The organism is Pseudoruegeria aquimaris, assembly GCF_900172235.1.
GTDB classification, from domain to species: Bacteria; Pseudomonadota; Alphaproteobacteria; order Rhodobacterales; family Rhodobacteraceae; genus Pseudoruegeria; species Pseudoruegeria aquimaris.
In genome coordinates this window covers 173,930-193,939 of record NZ_FWFQ01000001.1, presented here as the reverse complement: position 1 = coordinate 193,939, position 20,010 = coordinate 173,930, and the positions used below count along the sequence as shown (strand labels likewise).

Here is a 20,010-nt window from a genome sequence, read left to right as displayed (position 1 = left end):
CGAATCCGTAGTATGAGAGCGGCCTTGCTTCTCTGGTGCCGGAGGGTTTAGCGATGGGCACGGATACCGATTTCGCCAGCTCGATCTACGGGCTGGACCGCTGGGGGCACGGGCTTCTGAGCGTCACGCCTGAGGGCGAGATCGCGCTCTCCGATCCCCTGCACAAGGACACCCCCCGGATCAGCCTTCCGGGGATCGTGCGCGATCTCGAGGCGCGCGGCGTGCATTCGCCGCTCGTGCTGCGGGTCACGGCCTTCCTTGAAGCGGAAATCAAGCGCATCAACGAGGGCTTTCGCGCCTCCATCGCGCGCACCGGCTACCGGGGCAGCTACCGCGGCGTCTTTCCGATCAAGGTGAACCAGCAGGCGCAGGTGGTAGACCGCATCGTGGAGTTCGGCCGCCCCTACGCCTACGGGCTGGAGGCGGGCTCCAAGCCCGAACTGGTGATCGCGCTGGCACACCGGCTCCCCGAGGAGGCGCTGATCGTCTGCAACGGCGTCAAGGATGCCGAGTTCATCCGGCTGGCGATCCTGTCGCGCAAGCTGGGGTTCAACACGGTGATCGTTCTGGAGAGCGCGAAGGAGCTGGACACCGTGATCGAGGTGGTGCGCGAGCTGGGCGAAGAGCCGCTGCTGGGCGTGCGCGTGAAGCTCACCCACCGCATCGGCGGCAACTGGGCCGAAAGCTCCGGCGATCGCTCAAGCTTCGGCATGAACACCGACCAGCTGATGCAGGTGGTGGATCGCCTGAAGGACGAGGGGCTGCTGCACTGCCTCAAGCTTCAGCACAGCCACCTCGGTTCCCAGGTGCCCGACGTGAACGACGTGCGCCGCGCCGTGGGCGAGGCCTGCCGCTACTTCATCGAGCTGACCCGCGAAGGTGCGGCGCTGACCCATCTGGATCTGGGCGGCGGGCTCGGCGTGGATTACACCGGCGAGAAGATCGCCAGCGAAAACAGCGTGAACTACACGGTCGAGGAATACTGCACCAACATCGTGGAGACGGTCGGCTACGCGCTGGACGAAGCCGGGGTGGCGCATCCCACGCTCGTCACCGAGAGCGGCCGCGCGGTGGTGGCGACCTCTTCGATGCTGATCTTCAACGTTCTGGAAGCCACCCACTACGATGCGCCTTCGGCCGAGGAGCCGCAGCCCGACGATCACCACCTGATCGCCGATCTCGCCGCGGTGAAGACCTATCTCACGCCCGAGCGGCTTCAGGAGTGCCTGAACGACAGCACCTTCTACCGCGACGAGCTGCGCGCGCTGTTCCGCCGCGGCTACATCACCCTGCGCCAGATGGCGCGGGCGGAGCGCATCTACCTTGAGCTGATGGCGCGCATCAAGGCGCTGGCCCCCCAGATCGAGACGACGCCCGAGATCGACGCCCAGCTCGAAAAGCTGGCCGACATCTACCACTGCAACTTCTCGCTGTTCCAATCGCTGCCCGACGTCTGGGCCATCGACCAGCTTCACCCGATCATCCCGCTTCAGGATCTGAACGTGGAGCCGGACCGCCGCGTGGTGCTCTCCGACATCACCTGCGACTCCGACGGCAAGATCGACCGCTTCATCCTCGCCGACGGCATTTCGCCCTCGCTTCCCGTGCACAGCCTGCCGGAGGACCGGCCCTACTACCTCGGCGTCTTTTTCGTGGGTGCCTACCAGGAAACGCTGGGTGATCTGCACAACCTGTTCGGCGACACCAACGTGGCCACCATCGAGCTGCGCGCCGACGGCGGGTTCGATCTTCTGCACGAGCAGGAAGGCGACACCATTGCCGAGGTGATGTCCTACGTGGAATATGATCCAAAGGATTGCATCGCGGCCTTCCGCAAGATGGTGGACGGCGCGACCTCGGAGAAGAAACTCGATGCCAGCGAGCGAAAGGCGCTGATGGCGGCCTACCGCGACAGCATCGAGGGCTACACCTACTACGAATGATCCAGCCTCAGGAGGGTGAACCATGGGCAAGACACTGGTCGTCGGGGCAGGGGGCGTTTCCCACGCCGCCGTGCACAAGATGGCGATGAACAGCGATATCTTCACGGAGATCACGCTGGCCAGCCGCACCAAGAGCAAATGCGATGCCATCGCCAGATCGGTGAAGGAGCGCACCGGGGTCGAGATCGCCACGGCCGAGCTGGATGCCTATGACGTGGCCGCGACGGTGGCGCTGATCAGGCAGACCGGCGCCGAGATCCTCGTGAACCTCGCGCTGCCCTACCAGGATCTGGTGCTGATGGATGCCTGCCTCGAAGCGGGCTGCCACTACCTCGATACCGCCAACTACGAGCCGGAGGACGTGGCGAAATTCGAGTACCACTGGCAGTGGGCCTACCAGGACAAGTTCAAGGAAGCCGGCCTGACGGCCATCCTCGGTTCGGGCTTCGATCCGGGGGTGACGAGCGTCTTCGCCACCTGGCTGAAGAAGCACAAGCTCGAAACCATCCGCCTGATCGACGTGCTGGACGCCAACGGCGGCAGCAACGACCAGGAATTCGCCACCAACTTCAACCCCGAGATCAACCTGCGCGAAGTGCTCGCCGACGCGCGTCACTGGGAGAACGGGGAGTGGAAGGTGACGCCCGCGATGACGCACAAGGTGGAATTCGATTTCCCCGGCATCGGGCCGAAGAACATGTACCTGATGTATCACGAGGAACTGGAGAGCCTCTCCACCCACTTCCCCGAGATCGAACGCGCCCGTTTCTGGATGACCTTCGGCGATGCCTACATCATGCACGCCAAGGTTCTGCAGAACGTCGGCATGACGCGGATCGATCCGGTGGTGCATGACGGCCACGAGATCATTCCGATCCAGTTCCTGAAAACGCTCCTCCCCGATCCGGGCGATCTGGGCGCCGAGACCAAGGGCAAGGCCTGCATCGGCGATATCGTCACCGGCCAGGCCAAGGACGGCTCCGGCGAGAAGACCTACTACATCTACAACATCTGCGACCACGAGGAATGCTACCGCGAGGTCGGCAGCCAGGCGGTCTCCTACACCACGGGCGTGCCGGCAATGATCGGCGCGGCGCAGGTGCTGAAGGGCAACTGGGTCGAGCCGGGCGTCTGGAACATGGAGCAGCTGGACCCGGACGACTTCATGGACATGCTCAACACCCAGGGCCTGCCCTGGCAGGTGCACGAGCTGGACGGTCCGGTTTCGTTCTGAGCCCATCGCCCGGCGGGCACCGCCGGGCAGCGCCCGCCCCGCCCCATGGGCGGGCGCTTCGCTTCCCGCCCCGGTGCGGGCGCTGCCCTCATTTCTGACAGGAGCCTTTCATGGCCGAGATGATGACAACCCAGGCCGGCGACGCCGGGGCCTTTGCGCGCTTCGATCTCTCCCGCGTGCCCACGCCCTGTTTCGTGGTGGATAGCGCGGCCGTGGAGCGCAACCTGAAGATCCTCGCCGATGTCTCGGAGCGCTCCGGCGCCCATGTGCTCGCGGCGCTCAAGGCCTTCTCGATGTATGAACTGGCCCCGCTGGTGCGCCGCTACCTGGGCGGCACCTGCGCCTCGGGCGTCCACGAGGCCCGGCTCGGGCGCGAGGAATACGGCGGCGAAGTCGCCACCTTCTGCGCCGGCTACAAGGCCGCGGACATGGACGAGATCGTCGCGCTCTCGGACCATGTGATCTTCAACAGCCCCGCCCAGAAGGCGCGCTTTGCCGAGCAGTGCCGGGCCGGGGGCGTGAGCGTGGGGCTGCGCATCAACCCGGAACATTCCGAAGGCGAGATCGCGAAGTATGACCCCTGCGCGCCGTGCTCGCGCCTCGGCACGCCGGTGTCGCAGCTTGCGCCCGAGGTGCTGGAAGGCGTGGACGGGCTGCACATGCACACGCTGTGCGAGCAGGGGTTCGAGCCGCTCAAACGCACCTGGGAGGCGGTGAAGCCGAAGATCGCACCCTATTTCGGCCAGCTGAAATGGCTCAACTTCGGCGGGGGGCACCATATCACCCGCGCCGACTACGACCGCGAGGCGCTGATCGCCTTCCTCAAGGAGATCAGGGCGGAAACCGGGCTCGAGCTCTACCTCGAGCCGGGCGAGGCCGTGGCGCTGGATGCGGGTATTCTTGTTGGCGAGATACTTGATCTGCCGGTAAATTCGATGCCGCTCGCCATCACCGACATCTCCGCCACCTGCCACATGCCCGACGTGATCGAAGCCCCCTATCGCCCGGCGCTGCTGGGGGAGGCGGAGGCGGGCCACACCTACCGGCTCGGCGGGCCGTCCTGCCTCGCGGGGGACGTGATCGGCGATTACACCTGGTCCGAACCACTCGGCGTCGGCCAGCGCTTCGCCTTCCTCGACCAGGCCCACTACTCGATGGTGAAAACCAATACGTTCAACGGCGTGCCGCTGCCAACGATCGCGCTGTGGAACTCCGACACCGACGAATTGAAAATCGTCAAAACCTTCGGCTACGAAGATTTCAAGGAGCGTCTCTCATGAGCGTGTTTCTCGACAGCGAGCTAACGGAAACCGAACGCGGTGAGACCGCGAAGTTCCGCATCATCCCGATGCCGCTGGAGCGCACCGTGTCCTACGGTGCCGGCACGGCCGCCGGGCCGGCTGCCATCATCGAAGCCTCCAACGAGCTCGAGCGCATCACCGTGGGCAAGGAGCCTTGCAGCCTTGGCGTGTTCACCGAGGCGCCGGTGGATGTCACCGGCGATCTGCCCGAGATCATGGAGCGGCTGGCCGCGCGCACGCAGGCGGCGGTCGAGGCCGGCGCCATTCCCGTGACGCTGGGCGGCGAACACTCGCTCACCTACGGCGCCGTCACCGGCGTGCAGCGCGCACTGGGGCGCAAGGTGGGGATCCTTCAGATCGACGCTCACGCCGACCTGCGCATCGCCTACCAGGGCGAGAAACACTCCCACGCCTCGGTGATGAACCTGCTCACCGAAGAGGGCACGCCGCTGGCGCAGTTCGGCATCCGCGCGCTCTGCCGGCAGGAGGAAGACCTGCGCGCCGCGCGCAATGTCTTCCACGTGGATGCCGAGGAACTCGTGGTGGGCGGGCTGATGGCCGTGGATCTGCCCGAGGATTTCCCGCAGGACGTCTACGTTACCTTCGACGTGGACGGGCTGGACCCGTCGATCATGCCGGCGACCGGCACGCCCGTGCCCGGGGGCCTCGGCTACTACCAGGCGCTGCGGCTGGTGGAACATGCCCTGAAAGGGCGGCGCTGCGTCGGGCTCGACGTGGTGGAACTGGCGCCCGACGGCAATGCGGCCTGGGATTTCACCGCCGCGCAGGTGACCTACCGGCTGATGGCCGCCTGCATCTGAGGCGGCAGGGCCGCCCTCGGGGCGGCCCCGGCCTTTCACGGGCCGCTGCGCCCAAGCGCCGCCCGCAGGCGCGCCTTCTCCGCCGTCGTGGTCAGGGCGGCCTCCGCCCGCTCGCCGATCTCGTCCAGCATCTGCGCGATCGCTTCGTCGGCGCTGGCGGACAGCTGCCCGCGCAGGGTTGAGAGGGCTTCCACCAGGTGGCACTGCACCTCGACGAATCCGGCGCCGTCGCGGGCGATGGAGTGAAAGCCCGCCGCCAGGAGTTGCCCCTTGTCCATCTCGTGCAGGTAGAGGCGGCCGTGGCGCGGGGGATCCTCCTCGGCCTCCAGCTGCGCCCAATCCCAGAACAGCCGTTCCAGCCGCGCGATCACCTCGAGTGCCGTGCCCGGATCGTTGATTCCCGGCGACAGCGCGCGGGACGCGGTTTCGCCGAGCGCCTGCACGGCGTAGCGCGGATCCTGATCGTGGGAGCGGCTGGAAGCGATCTCGAAGCAGGCGGCCGGATCGCAGCCCGGCATCGGACCCGTCGCTTTCGCAAACGGCTGTCCGGACAGCACCAGATCGCCGGGCCGCGCCAGCAGAAGCAGTTCGCGTTCCTGCGCGGCCGCCATTTCCTGCAGCCCGTCCATGTCGATCCGTTGCAGGTAGCCCGAGGCCGGCGCGCCGTAGGTTTCGGTGAAGCGGCCTTCGCCCGCCGCCGCCGCCACCGGCCGGGCGCCGAGCCGTGGCATCCGGTGGGCATAGGCGAGCGTCTCCGCCGCCGCCGCCTCGGCCTGGTCCAGCGCGTCGTCGAGGCTGCCCAGCCGCGTCAGGCGGGCGATCCAGCGGATCAGCGAAAGGACGATCGCCAGCACCACGCCCAGCGTCGCCACGAAGACGACGACGGCGCCGCCGGGGCTGTAGACGCCGGCGTTGAACAGGATGATCGCCACCAGCGCGAAGACGAAGGCGCCGATGAAGGTGGCCAGCATCGTCTGGGTCGAGGTGTCCTGCAGCAGCAGCCGGTGGATGCGCGGCGTGGACTGCTGCGCCAGCGTGCGGTGCGAACTGACCATCACGCCCAGCGAGAACGTTGCCACGGCGAGCATGCCGTTGGCGAGGATGGTGAGCACCGGCAGGATCGTCTGGGCCGAGAACCGTTCCTGCGTGGTGGCGGGCAGCAGCGGATCGAGCAGCAGTGCCGAGAGCGCGGCCACCACCGCCAGCGCGCTCATCAGCGCCACGCGCACCCAGAGGATGCGGCTCGTGCGGCGCAGCCAGCCGGCGATTTGGGTGAGCTGGGGAGCTGAAGGCATGGGCAGGGACTTTCGTGCGACGGGCGGCGGCAGGATTTGCCTCAGGATAGGGGCAGTCGGCGAAGGAGGAAAGAAAACAGTCCCTTGGGGAGCAGGTGGGCGCTGCGGAGCAGATGGGCGGGCGATGCACCGGCGGTCTGATGCGCCCGGATGGGCCGCCCGCAGACGCCCGCAGTCATGGCCGACTCTTGACCGGCGCTGTCCGGCCTGCGCCAATGGGGCGCGGGTATTGCACAGGAAACGGTTTTCGGGAGCACGTGATGGATCTGGCAAACATTCTGGCGCTGATCGCCTCCATCTCCGGCCCTCCCGACATGCCGGAGTCCTTCAAGGCCCTGGCTTCCGGCGGCGCGGACCCCGACTACCCTGTCACCCTCGCGCCGTGCCCCGGGCCGCTGGGCCGTGACGAGGTGGAGGGAGAAACCATCCTCTGCGGCACGGTGAACGTGCCGGAACGCCACGCCGATCCGGCCGGCCGCCGCATCGATCTGTTCTTCACCGTCATGAAGGCCCGGTCCACCTATCCGGAGCCCGATCCGGTGCTGCACCTGCATGGCGGGCCGGGGTACGGGATCGTCTCGCGGATCGAAACCTTCTCCGAGATCTTCGCGCCCCTGCGCCGGACCCGCGACATCGTGATGTTCGACCAGCGCGCGGCTGCTTTGTCCGGCCGTTCCGCCACCTGTCGCGCGGCTTTCGATGCCTCGATCGCAGATGTGGTGGAAGGGCGGTTCTCGATGGTCACCGGGGAAGGGGGCGAGATGCGCCCGTCGGCGCAGCTTCAGGCCTGCGTTGCCGAGATCAAGGCGTCGGGCGCGGATCTGAGCGCCTACAACACCGCCGAGAACGCACGCGACGCCGCCGCCCTGATGCAGGCTCTCGGCTATGAAGGCTACAATCTCTACGGCATTTCCTACGGCACGCGGCTGGCGCTGGAAATGCTGCGCAGCCGGCCCGGCCCGATCCGGGCGGCGGTCATCGACGGGGTGGCGCCGCTGCAGATCCCGCTCTACGACACGCTCGCCGTGCCGCTGTCGCAGGTCATCGAGCTGACGATCGCGGGCTGCGAGGCGGATGCCGCCTGCAACGCCGCCTATCCGGATTTCCGCACCGATCTGCGCGCGACGCTGGACAGGGCCACCGCCGGCACCCTGACCGATGCGGACGGAGCGCCGCTGCCGGTTGAGGTGGTGCTTGCGCCCTTCATGGCGCGCAACGGGACCTATGCCGCGCCAAGCGGTCTCACCCCCTATATTCCCGCGCTCATCCACGAGCTTGCGCATATCGAGGAGGGCACCCCGGTGCTGGACCGTTTCGCGGCCGCCGGCGGCGAGATCGGCAGGGCGCCGGTTCTCGATACCGTGCGGGCGCGGCTGACCGAGACCGAAGAGGCGGCGGTGGATGCGGCGGCGGCGCTGGCGGAACTGGCGGCCGACAGCAGCGCGGCCCTCGATACCGCCATCGACAGGCTGCGCACCCGGCTGGCGGAAACCGATGCGCCGCTGGCCCGAATCTTCGACGACGAGATGCTGCGCGCGTCCGAAAGCCTCTTCGCGGACGGCGAAAAGCTGCGCGCCGCCCTGGAGCGCTTCGCCCGCCTGCGGGAGGCGCCCGAAGGGCGGGCCGCGCTCAGGGCCTTCATCGACGAGACCTTCCCGCCGGAGAATCGGGAGCGGCTTGCACGCCTCGTGGAAGCGATGTCGGAGCGCGAACTTTCGGCCGTTTTCCGCGCCGTCGAGGCCGACATAGGCGACACGCTGGCAGCGAGGGTGGGGGATCTCCATCTCTGGATCTACGCCTGTCAGGAAAGCATTCCGTTCAACGGCTACGAAGGCTTCCGCGCGGTCTCCGCCGCGCTGCCATGGCCGGAGGCCGCGTTGGTCTACGATGGCCCCGCGCGTGAATTCTTCGCCGCCTGCACCGCCTTTGACGCGGCCCCGCGCGCGGGGTTCCACGTTCCGGTCCGGTCGGAGGTCCCGGTGCTGTCGATCGGCAGCGACTGGGACGTCCAGACGGCCCCCGGCTGGGCGGCCCTCGCGGCCGAAACCCTGCCCAACGCGCAGACCTTCGTGATTCCCGAAGCCGGCCACGGCGCAATCGCCTACCAGCCCTGCGTGGCCGACATGGCGCTCGCCTTCCTGACGGCGCCGGGCCGAGCCCTAGATGAGCGCTGCGTGGAGGCGTCCCGCCCGACGTTCTTCATCCCCGAAGCACATTCGGCAGTCGAGTGAGGGCCGCAGGTTCGCCTGCGCGCCACGGGCCTCGGGCGCGCGGGCCGCGGGGGCGGCAAGGTGGCGACGGGCGGGTGGTGTGCCGGCCACGGCGGGAGCCGCACACGCAATGCAATCACTGCCAGAAGCAGGAAGTGCAACCAATCGTTCTAGAGGGGAAGATTGGCTCCGGCGGTAGGGATCGAACCTACGACCAATTGATTAACAGTCAACTGCTCTACCGCTGAGCTACGCCGGAACACGAGGGGGGATATACCCATGCTGTTCGGGGAGGTCCAGAGGGTTTCGCGACAAAAATGCGATTTCGATGCAATTTTTTTCGGCGCGATCAGCCCGGCGCCGATCGGCGTTTTCTCAAACGTCTGAAACAAGAGAAAATTCAGCCTGTTCCGTGAGTTCTGGGGTGGCCTTCGCGTGGCCGCGGGCGGTGAGATCCAGCAGGTGGGCGAGAACGTTGCGGGCTGCGGCGGGCAGAAGCGCCTCCGGAGTCTCGGTGTAGATTCGGCGCGCCAGTTGGCCGGCCGTTCCGGGCGCCTGCCGCAGGGAGTCGAGAATCTGGCGTTCGCGCGAGTCGCGGTGCGCCAGCAGCCATGAAAGTCGCGCGTGGGGCTCGTGGAGCGGCGCGCCGTGGGCCGGCAGGTAGAACCGCTCGGGCCGGGCGCGCAGGCGCGCGCAGGAGGCGCGGAAGGCGGCGAGATCGCCGTCGGGCGGGGACACCATCGTGGAGGCCCAGCCCATCACCAGATCGCCGCAGAAGATCGCCGCGCCATCGCTGAAGCACAGGTGGTTGCCCATGTGGCCGGGGGTGTGCAGCGCTTCGAGCGTCCAGCCCCGGCCCGACAGCATTTCACCGTCCGCCAGGCAGCGGTCCGGGCGGAAGTCGGCATCGACCCCTTCGCCGCCGGCCAGCGCGCCGGAGCCGGCGAGGGCGGCCATCATCGGGCTGCGCCCGGCGGCGCTGTCTCCGAAGGCGAGCACCGGCGCGCCGGTGGCTTCGGAAAGCGGGCGCGCGAGGGGGCTGTGGTCGCGGTGGCTGTGGGTCACGAGGATGGCGGTGACGGGCGCGTCGCCGATCGCGGCGAGGAGGGCTTCGAGGTGGGCGGGCGTGTCGGGGCCCGGATCGATCACGGCGAGATCGTCTTCTCCCAGGAGGTAGGTGTTGGTGCCGCGGAAGGTCATCGGCGAGGGGTTGGGCGCCAGCACCCGTCGCAGACCGGGGCGGAGCACCTCCGCCTCGCCGGGGATCGGAGCGAAAAGGGCGGCGTCTTCCGGGGCTTGCGGGGCGGCTTGCATGAATGGCGCTTTCTTCCGTTTCGGGGCAACGCTAGGGTGATGCCATGAATTTCGACTGGCTGAAACGCTACATGCCCCGCGGCCTCTATCAAAGGGCCGCCCTGATCCTGATCCTGCCGATCGTGACCTTGCAGCTGGTGGTTTCGATCGTCTTCCTGCAGCGCCATTTCGAGGGCGTGACCGAACAGATGACCTCCAACGTCGTCATCGAGCTGCGCTACATCGTGGATCTCGTCAACAGCGCCCCCAACGCCGAGACGGCCCAGCTCATCACCCGCAGCCTCGGGGAGCCGCTGCGGTTCGACATCGTGGTGCCCGGCGAGGGGATCGAGGGGGACAAGCGGCTGTTCTACGATCTGACGGGCAAGACCGCCATCGAGGTGCTGCGCGCGCGCATGGACACCATCCAGGGCATCGATCTGGTGAGCAAGAACGCCCGCGTGCTGCTGTCGCTGGAGACCCGCCACGGCCCCGTGGACGTGGAGTTTTCCCGCCGCCGGGTCACGGCCTCCAACCCGCACCAGCTGCTGGTGCTCACCGTCTTCACCGCGATCCTGATGACGATCATCGCCTATCTCTTCCTGCGCAACCAGCTGCGGCCGATCAAGCGGCTGTCGGAGGCCTCTTCGGCCTTCGGGCGCGGGCAGTCGGTGAACTACCGCCCCTCCGGCGCGCTGGAAGTGCGCGCGGCGGGCCAGGCCTTCCTGAACATGCGCAACCGGATCGAGCGCCAGATCGAGCAGCGCACGCTGATGCTCTCCGGCGTCAGCCACGATCTGCGCACGCCGCTCACGCGGCTGAAACTGGGGCTCTCCATGATGGACGACACCGAGGAGGTGCGGGCCCTGAACCGGGACGTGGAGGATATGGAGCAGCTGCTCGACGCCTTCCTCAGTTTCGCGCGGGGGCAGGGCACCGAGCAGCCCGAGCCGACGGACCCGGCCGCGCTCGTGGAGCGCGTGGTGGAGAACGCCCGCCGCGGCGGGCAGGAGGTGGCGCTCGGGGCGGTGGAGGCCACGGGCGAGGCGATGCTGCGCCCGGTCGCCGTGCAGCGGGCGCTGGAGAATCTCGTGGGCAACGCGGTGCGCTATGGCAACCGCTGCCGGGTGAGCCTGTCGATGACGGAAGAGGCCCTCGTCTTCCGGGTGGAGGACGACGGCCCCGGCATCCCCGAGGAGGATTGGGAGAACGCGCTCAAACCCTTCTTCCGGCTGGAGCCGGCCCGCAACCAGAACAGGGGCTCGGGCGTGGGGCTGGGCCTGTCGATCGCGCTCGACATCGCCCGCAGCCACGGCGGCACGCTGCGGCTGGGACGCAGCGCGGAACTGGGCGGCCTGCAGGTGGATCTCGTGGTGGCGCGGTGATCTGTGCGGTGCATCTTGTGAAGCCCTTGCGATTCCCTATCTAATCCGGCGTCGGAAACGCGCGCGCCGCCGAAGGAGAGCCCCAAAGATGCCGGACATGAGCCGATACGAACGCCAGTCGCTCAACATCGCCAAATGGGCCAATCTCTGGATGGCCGCGGCCGGGCTCACGGCGGCCGTGCTGGCCAATGCCGATGCCTTGATGCTGGACGGCGTTTTCTCCGGCGTGAACTTCCTGATCGCAATCGTGGCCGCGCGGGTGGCGGCCTCGGTGGTGCGCCCGCCCGATGCGTCCCGCCCCTTCGGCAACGAGATCGACGAATCCGTCTACGTCATGTTCCGGGCGCTGATCCTGCTCGGCATCATCGCGGTGGCCATGTTCGTGGCCATCGACAAGATCCTCGCCTATCTCGGCGGGGCCGAGATCGCCCCGGTCAATTTCGAGCGCATCATGGTCTACATCGCCTTGATGGTGGCCACCTGCGCGGGCCTCGTGCTGCTGCATCACCGCAACTGGCGCCGCTCCGGGCGCAAGAGCCGCCTGCTGGCGACCGAGCGCACGGCGGCGATCATCGACGGCGCCCTCTCCGCCGCCGCGGGGCTCGCCTTCTTCGCCTTCGGGGCGATGCGGGGCACGGCGCTGGAGGCGCTGGTGCCGATCGCCGATTCCTGCGTCATCCTGCTTCTCTGCCTCGTGGTGCTGCCGCAGCCGGTGAAGCTGTTGCGGGGCGCCTTCGACGAGGTGCTCGGTGCCGGGCTGCCCGAGGAGGAGCGCCGCGCGATCATCGGCCCGGCGACGGCCGCTCTGGAGGCCGAGGGGCTGCGGTTCGTCGACCTGGCGGCCGCGCGTGCGGGCCGGGTGGTGACGGTGCTGCTCTATGCCGGCGCCGATGCGCCGGTTGCCGGCGCGGCGCTGGATGCGGCGCGGGCCCGCGTGCTGGAGGCGCTGGCGCCGGTGGTGGACCATGCGCGGGTCGAGATCGTCCTGACCGGTGAGGAACCCGCGCCCTGAAAGGCGCTCTGTGGCGCGAACCGGCACGCGCGCGGGCCGGCGGTGCGGCGGCGCAACCGGGAATGCAGCCGGAAACGTGAGGAAGGTCGGGGCGGGGAAAGGTGGTAGGCCCGGCAGGACTTGAACCCGCAACCAAAGCGTTATGAGCGCTCTGCTCTAACCAATTGAGCTACAGGCCCGCCGGCTGTGGGAGTAGGCCAAGGCGCGCAGGGCGTCAAGCGGTGGCGTGGCCCCTTCGCGCTTCCCCCAGTGGCCGGCGCGCCGCGCGCCGCTCCATGCGGCATCGGCACCCGCAAACACGGTTCCCTTCGGCGCGTCCATGCGCTACAGGCAGCGCCAAAGCCAGCGCCGATACAGCCCTAAAAAGGAGCCCCGCCCGATGACCGAGAAGAAGAACGGACTGACCTACGCCGATGCCGGTGTGGACATCGACGCCGGCAATGCGCTGGTGGATCGCATCAAGCCCGCCGCCAAGCGCACCGCGCGCCCCGGCGTGATGGCCGGGCTCGGCGGCTTCGGGGCGCTCTTCGATCTGAAGGGGGCCGGCTACACCGATCCGGTCCTCGTGGCGGCCACCGACGGCGTGGGCACCAAGCTGCGCATCGCCATCGATACGGGCAACGTCTCCACCATCGGCATCGACCTCGTTGCCATGTGCGTCAACGATCTGGTCTGCCAGGGGGCGGAGCCGCTCTTCTTCCTCGACTATTTCGCTACCGGCAAGCTGGAACTCGACCAGGCCACCGCCATCATCGAGGGCATCGCCGAGGGCTGCGCGCGCTCCGGCTGTGCGCTGATCGGCGGGGAGACGGCGGAAATGCCGGGCATGTATCACGACGGCGATTTCGATCTGGCGGGCTTCGCCGTGGGTGCGATGGAGCGCGGGTCCGATCTGCCCGCGGGCGTGACCGAGGGCGACGTGCTGCTGGGGCTGGCCTCCGACGGCGTGCATTCCAACGGCTATTCGCTGGTGCGCAAGGTGGTGGAGTTTTCCGGCCTCGGCTGGGAGGCGCAGGCCCCCTTCGCCGATGGCACGCTGGGCGAAGCGCTGCTGGCGCCGACCCGGCTCTACGTGACGCAGGCGCTCTCCGCGGTGCGGGCAGGGGGCGTCCATGCGCTGGCCCATATCACCGGGGGCGGCCTGACGGAGAACCTGCCGCGCGTGCTGCCCGAGGGGCTGGGCGCGGAGATCGATCTGGGCGCCTGGGAACTGCCGCCCGTGTTCCGCTGGCTGGCCGAAACCGCCTCGATGCAGGAGGCCGAACTGCTGAAGACCTTCAACGCCGGCATCGGCATGGTGCTCGTGGTGGAGGCCGCGCGGGCGGAGGCGCTGAGCGCGCTGCTGCGGGATGCGGGCGAAACCGTCCACCGCATCGGCACCGTGACGAAAGGCGAGGGCGTGCGCTACGCGGGCCGCCTGCTGTGACGCGCCGCGTTGCGATCCTGATTTCCGGCGGCGGCTCCAACATGGTGAGCCTCGTGGAGTCCATGAGGGCGCCCGGCCACCCGGCCGCGCCTGTGCTGGTGCTGGCCAACGATCCCGCCGCCGGCGGGCTGGAAAAGGCGCGCGCCCTCGGCGTGGCCACCGCCTGCGTGGATCACCGCCCCTTCGGCAAGGATCGCGAAGCCTTCGAGGCGCAGCTGCTGGAGGCGCTCGATGCCGCCGCGCCCGATCTGATCTGCCTCGCCGGTTTCATGCGCGTGCTCACCCCCTTCTTCGTGGAGAAATGGGCCGGCCGGATGCTCAACATCCACCCTTCCTTGCTGCCGAAATACAAGGGCCTCAACACCCATGCCCGCGCCATCGAGGCCGGCGATGCGCAAGCCGGCTGCTCGGTGCACGAGGTGACGGCCGAACTGGATGGCGGCCCGATCCTCGGCCAGGCCCGCGTGCCGATCCTGCCAGGCGACACGCCCGGGGCGCTCGCCGCGCGCATCCTGCCGATGGAGCACCGGCTCTACCCGGAAGTGTTGCGCCGTTACGCCGCCGGGGACCGCACGCCGGTTCTGCTGCCCTGACCGTCTTTTCTTTCCCTGTCCGGGGGCCTATGAGGGATCAAATCCCGACCGACCCGAAAGCAAAGAAAACCCGGTCCCCATGAAAACCATCACCACCACGCAGGAGCTTGCCGACTTCTGCCAGGCGGCCGCACAGACCGACTACGTGACCGTCGACACCGAATTCCTGCGCGAGCGCACCTATTTCTCAAAGCTCTGCCTCATCCAGCTGGCCTATCGCGGCGACGGCGAGACCGATGCCGTGCTGGTGGATCCGCTCGTCGAGGGGCTTTCGCTGGAGCCGCTCTACGAGCTGTTCCGCGATACCTCGACGGTGAAGGTCTTCCATGCCGCGCGGCAGGATCTCGAGATCTTCTACGTCGATGGCGAGGTGATCCCCGAACCGCTCTTCGACACCCAGGTCGCGGCGATGGTCTGCGGCTTCGGCGAGCAGGTCGGCTACGAGACCCTCGTGCGCAAGATCGCCAAGCAGTCGCTGGACAAGACCTCGCGCTTCACCGACTGGTCCCGCCGCCCGCTCACCGATGCGCAGAAGACCTACGCGCTGGCCGACGTGACCCACCTGCGCGACATCTACGAGTTCCTCGCCGCGAAACTGGCCAAGACGGGCCGGGACAAATGGGTGGCCGAGGAAATCCGGGTGCTGACCAATCCGGAAACCTACCGGGTGGAGCCGGAGGACGCCTGGAAGCGCGTCAAGACCCGCACGAACTCGGGCAAGTTCATGGCCATCGTGCGCGAGTTGGCGCGCTTCCGCGAGGAATACGCCCAGACCCGCAACATCCCGCGCAACCGGGTGTTCAAGGACGACGCGCTGCTGGAAATGGCCTCCACCAAGCCGGCCAGCCACAAGGATCTTGGCCGGTCGCGGCTGCTGCTGCGCGAAGCCCGCAAGGGCGACATCGCCGACGGCATCCTCGCGGCGGTGAAGGCCGGGCTTGAGGCCGATCCGGCGACCTATCCCAAGGTGCAGAACGGCAACGACAAGGTGCAGGTGAACCCGGCGCTGGCCGATCTGCTGCGGGTGCTTCTGAAGGCCAAGAGCGAAGAGGCGGGCGTGGCGCCCAAGATGATCGCCAATGCCGCCGAGCTCGACGCGATCGCCGCCGGAGAGCGCGACGTGCCCTCGCTCAAGGGCTGGCGGCGTGAAGTCTTCGGCGAAGACGCGCTGCTGATCTGCGAAGGCAAGGTCGCGCTCGGCGCGAAGGGGCAGAAGGTGAAGGTGATCCGCCTGTCCTGATGGGCGGCGCCTGACCTGATGTGCGGCGCTGGTGCCCTGACCTGACCCGTGCCCGCTGCCACGGCGGGCCATGCAGGTTGCGCATGAAGAAGGGGGCCTTGGCCCCCTTTTTACCTTTTTGTCAGGTGGTTGCGGCGCGATGTTGCGGCGTCAGGGGCGGGCGCTGCGGCTGTTGCGCGCGCCCACTACCCTGATTTCCCGCGCGCCGCGCAGGGTCTGGTCCGAGAGGAAGGTCGCCGTCGTGATCTCCCGCGAGCGTTCGATGGAGACGGGCTGCGGCGTCAGCGGCTCGAGCACGCGGAATTCCAGCGTGATCACGCCATCCTGCGGCTTGCCCTCGTTGAGCGCGAAGAGATCTGCCTTGAAGTAGCCCTGCGTGGGGGGCAGGCCCGTGGCGGTGACGATCACGCCGCCGGCGGTGTCGTCGACCCGCATGGCGGTGATCTGATCGACCAGCACGCGGGGATCCTTGATCACGAGCACGCCGTCGTCGGTCGTGACGGTCACGGCCTCCGTATCGCCGCTGCGAAACCAGGAAAACGGGTTCAGGTTCGCGGAGCTGGAGCAGGCCGACAGCAGCAGCGTGGCGGCCAGGAGCGCGATGCCAGCAGGTTTCATGAAGACGTCCCTTGTTGCCTTCCAACCGGTTAGCCCAAAGTGCGCCGCTTGAAAACCCGCTTTGAGGCTCTGGACCTTCGCGCCCCGCCGCCTTAGGTGAGGAACACGCGCAATTGGGAGCACCGTCAAATGGCCACCGAAGCCTTTGAAGAGATCGCAGAGACCTTCGATTTTCTCGAAGACTGGGAAGAACGCTACCGCCACGTGATCGACCTCGGCAAGGCGATGCCGCCGCTGGAGGAGGCCTTCAAGGTGCCCGCCACCAAGGTGGATGGCTGCGCCAGCCAGGTCTGGCTGCTGCCCGAGATCGAGGGCAGCGGCGCGCGGGCGGTGTTCCGCTTCCGCGGCGACAGCGATGCGATGATCGTGCGCGGGCTGATCGCGGTGCTGATGGCGCTGTTCAATGGGCTCACGGTGGAAGAGGTGCTGAAGGTAGATGCCGGCGGCGAACTGGCCCGGCTCGGGCTGAACGAGCACCTGTCTTCGCAGCGCTCCAACGGCCTGCGGGCGATGGTGCAGCGCATCCGCGAAACCGCGGCCGCCACCGCCGCTGCCGCCTGACCGCTGCACCCGGCCGTCGTTAACCGCAAATAAAGAATTCCCTGTCAGCTTTGCGCGGTGGCAGCGGTCTGATCTCCGCTGCCCTTCCAAGGTGATCCGGCCCGGCGGCCCTAGGGGCGCCGGGCCAACACGTGGCCTCGTTCGGCCGGCTGGCAGAAGGCGACTGATGGGCGGCTGGGTCACCTGGGTCAGCGCCGGGCAATGAAAGCCGAGCCCCGGCTGGATGAAAGCCGGGTATCGGCTGCATGTATGCGAGTATGGCAGAACGGCATGGCCAGCGCGCCCTTTGGCCTGCGTGCGCGACATTGGCTCCTGTCGGATCTGCTCGTGCCTATTCATCCGGATCGGCGGCCGGAATCCGCTGCTCAAAGTTTGTGTAGCGCGCCTGCCGGAACTCGGCATCGTGGCTGCTTCCGGGCCTGCCGTTCACCCTCGTGTCATTTGCGCCCTTGCCCCTCGTCCCGGCAGCAGGCATTGTGATCGGCAAGCCAGAGCGCGTGCCTTGAAACGCGCGCGTTTACACCCAGTTAATAAGCCTGACAGGAGGAGGCAGCGGTTGCCGCCATGCGGGGCCCGGCCTCCTTGCCAACAAAGGAAACAACATGCCCGAGCAATTGAACCAGACCTTTCCCGTTCTGCCGCTGCGCGACATCGTGGTCTTTCCCCACATGATCGTGCCCCTCTTCGTGGGCCGCGAGAAAAGCGTGCGGGCTCTGGAAGAGGTCATGCAGGACGACAAGCAGATCCTGCTGTCCAGCCAGATCGACCCTGCCGAGGACGACCCGACGGCGGACGGGATCTACAAGGTTGGCGTTTTGGCCAACGTGCTTCAGCTGCTGAAACTGCCCGATGGTACCGTGAAGGTGCTCGTCGAGGGGCGGTCGCGCGTGAAGATCGATACCTTCGTGGACAACCCCGATTTCTTCGAGGCCAGCGCCACCGTGCTGGAAGAGGAAGAAGGGGACAAGACCACGATTGCTGCCCTGCTGCGTTCCGTTGCCGAGGAGTTCGAGCGCTATGCCAAGGTGCGCAAGAACATCCCTGAAGAGGCGCTTGCCGCCGTCGCCGAGACCCGCGAGCCCGACAAGCTGGCCGATCTCGTGTCGGGCCACCTGGGCGTGGAAGTCGGCCAGAAGCAGGAGCTTCTGGAAACGCTCTCCGTCGCGGACCGGCTTGAGAAGGTCTTCGGCCTGATGCAGGGCGAGATGAGCGTTCTGCAGGTCGAGAAGAAGATCAAGACGCGCGTCAAATCCCAGATGGAGCGCACCCAGCGCGAGTATTACCTGAATGAGCAGATGAAGGCCATTCAGAAGGAGCTGGGCGATGGCGAGGACGGCGAAGGCGAAATCGCCGAACTGGAAGCCAAGATCGCCGAGACCAAGCTCTCCAAGGAAGCGCGCGAGAAGGTCGAGGGCGAGCTTAAGAAGCTCAAGAACATGTCCCCGATGAGCGCCGAGGCCACCGTGGTGCGCAACTACCTGGACTGGATCCTCTCGATCCCGTGGGGCGACAAATCCCGCGTGAAGAAGGATCTGGCCCGCGCGCAGGCCATTCTCGACGCCGATCACTACGGGCTCGAGAAGGTCAAGGAGCGCATCGTCGAATACCTCGCCGTGCAGCAGCGCTCCAAGAAGCTGAAGGGGCCGATCCTCTGCCTCGTCGGGCCTCCGGGCGTCGGCAAGACCTCGCTCGGCAAGAGCGTGGCCAAGGCGACGGGCCGCGAGTTCATCCGCATTTCGCTCGGCGGCGTGCGCGATGAAAGCGAGATCCGTGGCCACCGGCGCACCTACATCGGCTCCATGCCCGGCAAGATCATCCAGGCGCTGAAGAAGGCGAAGACGACGAACCCGCTGATCCTGCTCGACGAGATCGACAAGATGGGCCAGGATTTCCGCGGCGATCCGGCCTCTGCGATGCTGGAAGTGCTCGACCCGGAACAGAACGGCACCTTCGTGGATCACTACCTCGAAGTGGAATACGATCTTTCCAACGTCATGTTCCTGACCACGGCGAACTCCTACAACATGCCCGGCCCGCTGCTGGACCGGATGGAGATCATCTCGCTGGCCGGCTACACCGAGGACGAAAAGCGCGAGATCGCCAAGCAGCACCTGATCGACAAGCAGATCAAGAACCACGGGCTGCGCAAGTCCGAGTTCGCGATTTCGGATGAGGCGCTGCAGGAGATCATCCGCACCTACACCCGCGAGGCGGGCGTGCGGAACCTCGAGCGCGAGCTTGCCAAGCTCGCGCGGAAGGCGGTGACGAAGATCGTCAAGAAGGAAGCCGAGCACGTGGAGGTCACCGAGGACAACCTCGAAGATTTCCTCGGCGTGAAGAAATACCGCTACGGCCTGGCCGAGAAGGACGATCAGGTCGGCGTGGTGACGGGCCTCGCCTGGACGTCCGTGGGCGGCGATCTGCTGTCGATCGAGGCGCTGAAGCTGCCCGGCAAGGGGCGGATGAAGACGACCGGCAAGCTGGGCGACGTGATGAAGGAATCGATCGACGCCGCGGCGAGCTACGTGCGCTCCATCAGCCCGGAGATCGGGGTGAAGCCGCCGGAGTTCGAGAAGATCGACATCCACGTGCACGTGCCCGATGGCGCGACGCCGAAGGACGGGCCGTCCGCGGGGCTGGCGATGGTCACCTCCATCGTCTCCGTGCTCACCGGCATCCCGGTGCGCAAGGACATCGCCATGACGGGCGAGGTCTCGCTGCGCGGTAACGCGATGCCCATCGGCGGGCTGAAGGAGAAGCTCCTGGCGGCGCTGCGCGGCGGCATCAAGACGGTGCTGATTCCGGAGGAAAACGCCAAGGATCTGGCCGACATCCCGGACAACGTGAAGGACGGGCTCGAGATCGTGCCGGTGAGCCACGTGTCCGAGGTGCTCAAACGTGCGCTGGTGCGCATGCCGGAGGCCGTGGAGTGGGACGAGGCCGCCGAAGCGGCCAAGGCCGCGGCGCTGTCGGAAACGGCGAAGGCCGGCTCCGCCACCGCCCACTGACATCGCGAAACCTTCGCACCGGAAATGGCGCCTTCGGGCGCCATTTTCTTTGGCATTCAGGCCCGAAACG

Annotated in this window: 15 protein-coding genes and 2 tRNA genes; 12 read left to right on the top strand and 5 right to left on the bottom strand. The window is 67.4% G+C overall.

Annotation, left to right across the window (positions count from 1 at the left end):
* The first annotated feature begins 53 nt into the window (after window positions 1-53).
* The 4 genes from speA (at window position 54) to speB (ending at window position 5,299) form a co-directional block, all read left to right on the top strand.
* Window positions 54-1,943 (top strand): biosynthetic arginine decarboxylase, encoded by a 1,890-nt coding sequence (gene speA / locus PSA7680_RS00915; protein ID WP_085866774.1) that lies wholly within the window; start codon window positions 54-56, stop codon window positions 1,941-1,943.
* A 22-nt stretch (window positions 1,944-1,965) separates the two neighbouring features.
* Window positions 1,966-3,177: a saccharopine dehydrogenase family protein gene (locus tag PSA7680_RS00910; protein ID WP_085866773.1), complete on the top strand. Its 1,212-nt coding sequence runs from the start codon at window positions 1,966-1,968 to the stop codon at window positions 3,175-3,177.
* A gap of 110 nt (window positions 3,178-3,287) precedes the next feature.
* On the top strand, window positions 3,288-4,457 hold the full coding sequence (locus PSA7680_RS00905; RefSeq protein WP_085866772.1) for a carboxynorspermidine decarboxylase: 1,170 nt from the start codon (window positions 3,288-3,290) through the stop codon (window positions 4,455-4,457).
* Complete coding sequence (gene speB / locus PSA7680_RS00900) at window positions 4,454-5,299, top strand: agmatinase (protein WP_085866771.1); 846 nt, start codon at window positions 4,454-4,456, stop codon at window positions 5,297-5,299. Before PSA7680_RS00905 ends, speB begins: the two co-directional genes overlap by 4 nt.
* 35 nt (window positions 5,300-5,334) lie before the next feature.
* Here speB and PSA7680_RS00895 read toward each other — a convergent pair whose 3' ends face one another.
* Entirely contained in the window at window positions 5,335-6,594 is a 1,260-nt protein-coding gene (locus tag PSA7680_RS00895; RefSeq protein ID WP_085866770.1) for a DUF2254 domain-containing protein, read from the bottom strand.
* Window positions 6,595-6,854: 260 nt separating this feature from the next.
* Here PSA7680_RS00895 and PSA7680_RS00890 point away from each other — a divergent pair, with 260 nt between their 5' ends.
* A complete protein-coding gene (locus PSA7680_RS00890; protein WP_176244054.1) occupies window positions 6,855-8,825 on the top strand; it encodes an alpha/beta hydrolase in 1,971 nt (656 codons plus the stop codon).
* 163 nt (window positions 8,826-8,988) lie between these two features.
* Here the strand turns inward: PSA7680_RS00890 and PSA7680_RS00885 are convergent.
* Both PSA7680_RS00885 and PSA7680_RS00880 read right to left on the bottom strand, forming a co-directional pair.
* A tRNA-Asn gene (locus PSA7680_RS00885) sits at window positions 8,989-9,063 on the bottom strand.
* A gap of 116 nt (window positions 9,064-9,179) precedes the next feature.
* A complete protein-coding gene (locus PSA7680_RS00880; RefSeq protein WP_085866768.1) occupies window positions 9,180-10,118 on the bottom strand; it encodes an MBL fold metallo-hydrolase in 939 nt (312 codons plus the stop codon).
* 44 nt (window positions 10,119-10,162) lie between these two features.
* On the opposite strand from PSA7680_RS00880, the gene PSA7680_RS00875 reads away from it, so the two are divergent.
* On the top strand, window positions 10,163-11,482 hold the full coding sequence (locus PSA7680_RS00875) for an ATP-binding protein (RefSeq protein WP_085866767.1): 1,320 nt from the start codon (window positions 10,163-10,165) through the stop codon (window positions 11,480-11,482).
* A gap of 97 nt (window positions 11,483-11,579) precedes the next feature.
* Window positions 11,580-12,494, top strand: coding sequence for a cation efflux transmembrane domain-containing protein (locus PSA7680_RS00870; protein ID WP_176244053.1), 915 nt, complete (start codon window positions 11,580-11,582; stop codon window positions 12,492-12,494).
* Window positions 12,495-12,596: 102 nt separating this feature from the next.
* On the opposite strand, the gene PSA7680_RS00865 is transcribed toward PSA7680_RS00870, so the two are convergent.
* A tRNA-Ile gene (locus PSA7680_RS00865) sits at window positions 12,597-12,673 on the bottom strand.
* A gap of 200 nt (window positions 12,674-12,873) precedes the next feature.
* Between PSA7680_RS00865 and purM the strand changes: the two genes are divergently transcribed.
* The 3 genes from purM to rnd all read left to right on the top strand — a co-directional run bounded on the left by purM (window position 12,874) and on the right by rnd (window position 15,753).
* On the top strand, window positions 12,874-13,920 hold the full coding sequence (gene purM, locus PSA7680_RS00860; protein ID WP_085866765.1) for a phosphoribosylformylglycinamidine cyclo-ligase: 1,047 nt from the start codon (window positions 12,874-12,876) through the stop codon (window positions 13,918-13,920).
* A complete protein-coding gene (purN, locus tag PSA7680_RS00855; protein WP_085866764.1) occupies window positions 13,917-14,513 on the top strand; it encodes a phosphoribosylglycinamide formyltransferase in 597 nt (198 codons plus the stop codon). Before purM ends, purN begins: the two co-directional genes overlap by 4 nt.
* Before the next feature lie 79 nt (window positions 14,514-14,592).
* Complete coding sequence (gene rnd / locus PSA7680_RS00850; protein WP_085866763.1) at window positions 14,593-15,753, top strand: ribonuclease D; 1,161 nt, start codon at window positions 14,593-14,595, stop codon at window positions 15,751-15,753.
* 150 nt (window positions 15,754-15,903) lie between these two features.
* Here the strand turns inward: rnd and PSA7680_RS00845 are convergent, their stop codons facing one another.
* The gene (locus tag PSA7680_RS00845) at window positions 15,904-16,371 is read right to left on the bottom strand and encodes a hypothetical protein (protein ID WP_085866762.1); all 468 of its coding nucleotides are present in this window, start codon (window positions 16,369-16,371) and stop codon (window positions 15,904-15,906) included.
* A 129-nt stretch (window positions 16,372-16,500) separates the two neighbouring features.
* On the opposite strand from PSA7680_RS00845, the gene PSA7680_RS00840 reads away from it, so the two are divergent.
* Both PSA7680_RS00840 and lon read left to right on the top strand, forming a co-directional pair.
* Window positions 16,501-16,932, top strand: coding sequence for a SufE family protein (locus PSA7680_RS00840; protein ID WP_085866761.1), 432 nt, complete (start codon window positions 16,501-16,503; stop codon window positions 16,930-16,932).
* Window positions 16,933-17,534: 602 nt separating this feature from the next.
* Window positions 17,535-19,940, top strand: a complete 2,406-nt coding sequence (gene lon / locus PSA7680_RS00835) for an endopeptidase La (protein ID WP_085866760.1) — start codon at window positions 17,535-17,537, stop codon at window positions 19,938-19,940.
* Window positions 19,941-20,010: the final 70 nt, after the last annotated feature.

What these genes read in the sequence shown, in the direction of transcription:
- speA (WP_085866774.1), top strand. Translation starts at nt 54, where the DNA reads ATGGGCACGGATACCGATTTCGCCAGCTCGATCTACGGGCTGGACCGC.
- PSA7680_RS00910 (WP_085866773.1), top strand. Translation starts at nt 1,966, where the DNA reads ATGGGCAAGACACTGGTCGTCGGGGCAGGGGGCGTTTCCCACGCCGCC.
- PSA7680_RS00905 (WP_085866772.1), top strand. Translation starts at nt 3,288, where the DNA reads ATGGCCGAGATGATGACAACCCAGGCCGGCGACGCCGGGGCCTTTGCG.
- speB (WP_085866771.1), top strand. Translation starts at nt 4,454, where the DNA reads ATGAGCGTGTTTCTCGACAGCGAGCTAACGGAAACCGAACGCGGTGAG.
- PSA7680_RS00895 (WP_085866770.1), bottom strand. Translation starts at nt 6,594, where the DNA reads ATGCCTTCAGCTCCCCAGCTCACCCAAATCGCCGGCTGGCTGCGCCGC.
- PSA7680_RS00890 (WP_176244054.1), top strand. Translation starts at nt 6,855, where the DNA reads ATGGATCTGGCAAACATTCTGGCGCTGATCGCCTCCATCTCCGGCCCT.
- PSA7680_RS00880 (WP_085866768.1), bottom strand. Translation starts at nt 10,118, where the DNA reads ATGCAAGCCGCCCCGCAAGCCCCGGAAGACGCCGCCCTTTTCGCTCCG.
- PSA7680_RS00875 (WP_085866767.1), top strand. Translation starts at nt 10,163, where the DNA reads ATGAATTTCGACTGGCTGAAACGCTACATGCCCCGCGGCCTCTATCAA.
- PSA7680_RS00870 (WP_176244053.1), top strand. Translation starts at nt 11,580, where the DNA reads ATGAGCCGATACGAACGCCAGTCGCTCAACATCGCCAAATGGGCCAAT.
- purM (WP_085866765.1), top strand. Translation starts at nt 12,874, where the DNA reads ATGACCGAGAAGAAGAACGGACTGACCTACGCCGATGCCGGTGTGGAC.
- rnd (WP_085866763.1), top strand. Translation starts at nt 14,593, where the DNA reads ATGAAAACCATCACCACCACGCAGGAGCTTGCCGACTTCTGCCAGGCG.
- PSA7680_RS00845 (WP_085866762.1), bottom strand. Translation starts at nt 16,371, where the DNA reads ATGAAACCTGCTGGCATCGCGCTCCTGGCCGCCACGCTGCTGCTGTCG.
- PSA7680_RS00840 (WP_085866761.1), top strand. Translation starts at nt 16,501, where the DNA reads ATGGCCACCGAAGCCTTTGAAGAGATCGCAGAGACCTTCGATTTTCTC.
- lon (WP_085866760.1), top strand. Translation starts at nt 17,535, where the DNA reads ATGCCCGAGCAATTGAACCAGACCTTTCCCGTTCTGCCGCTGCGCGAC.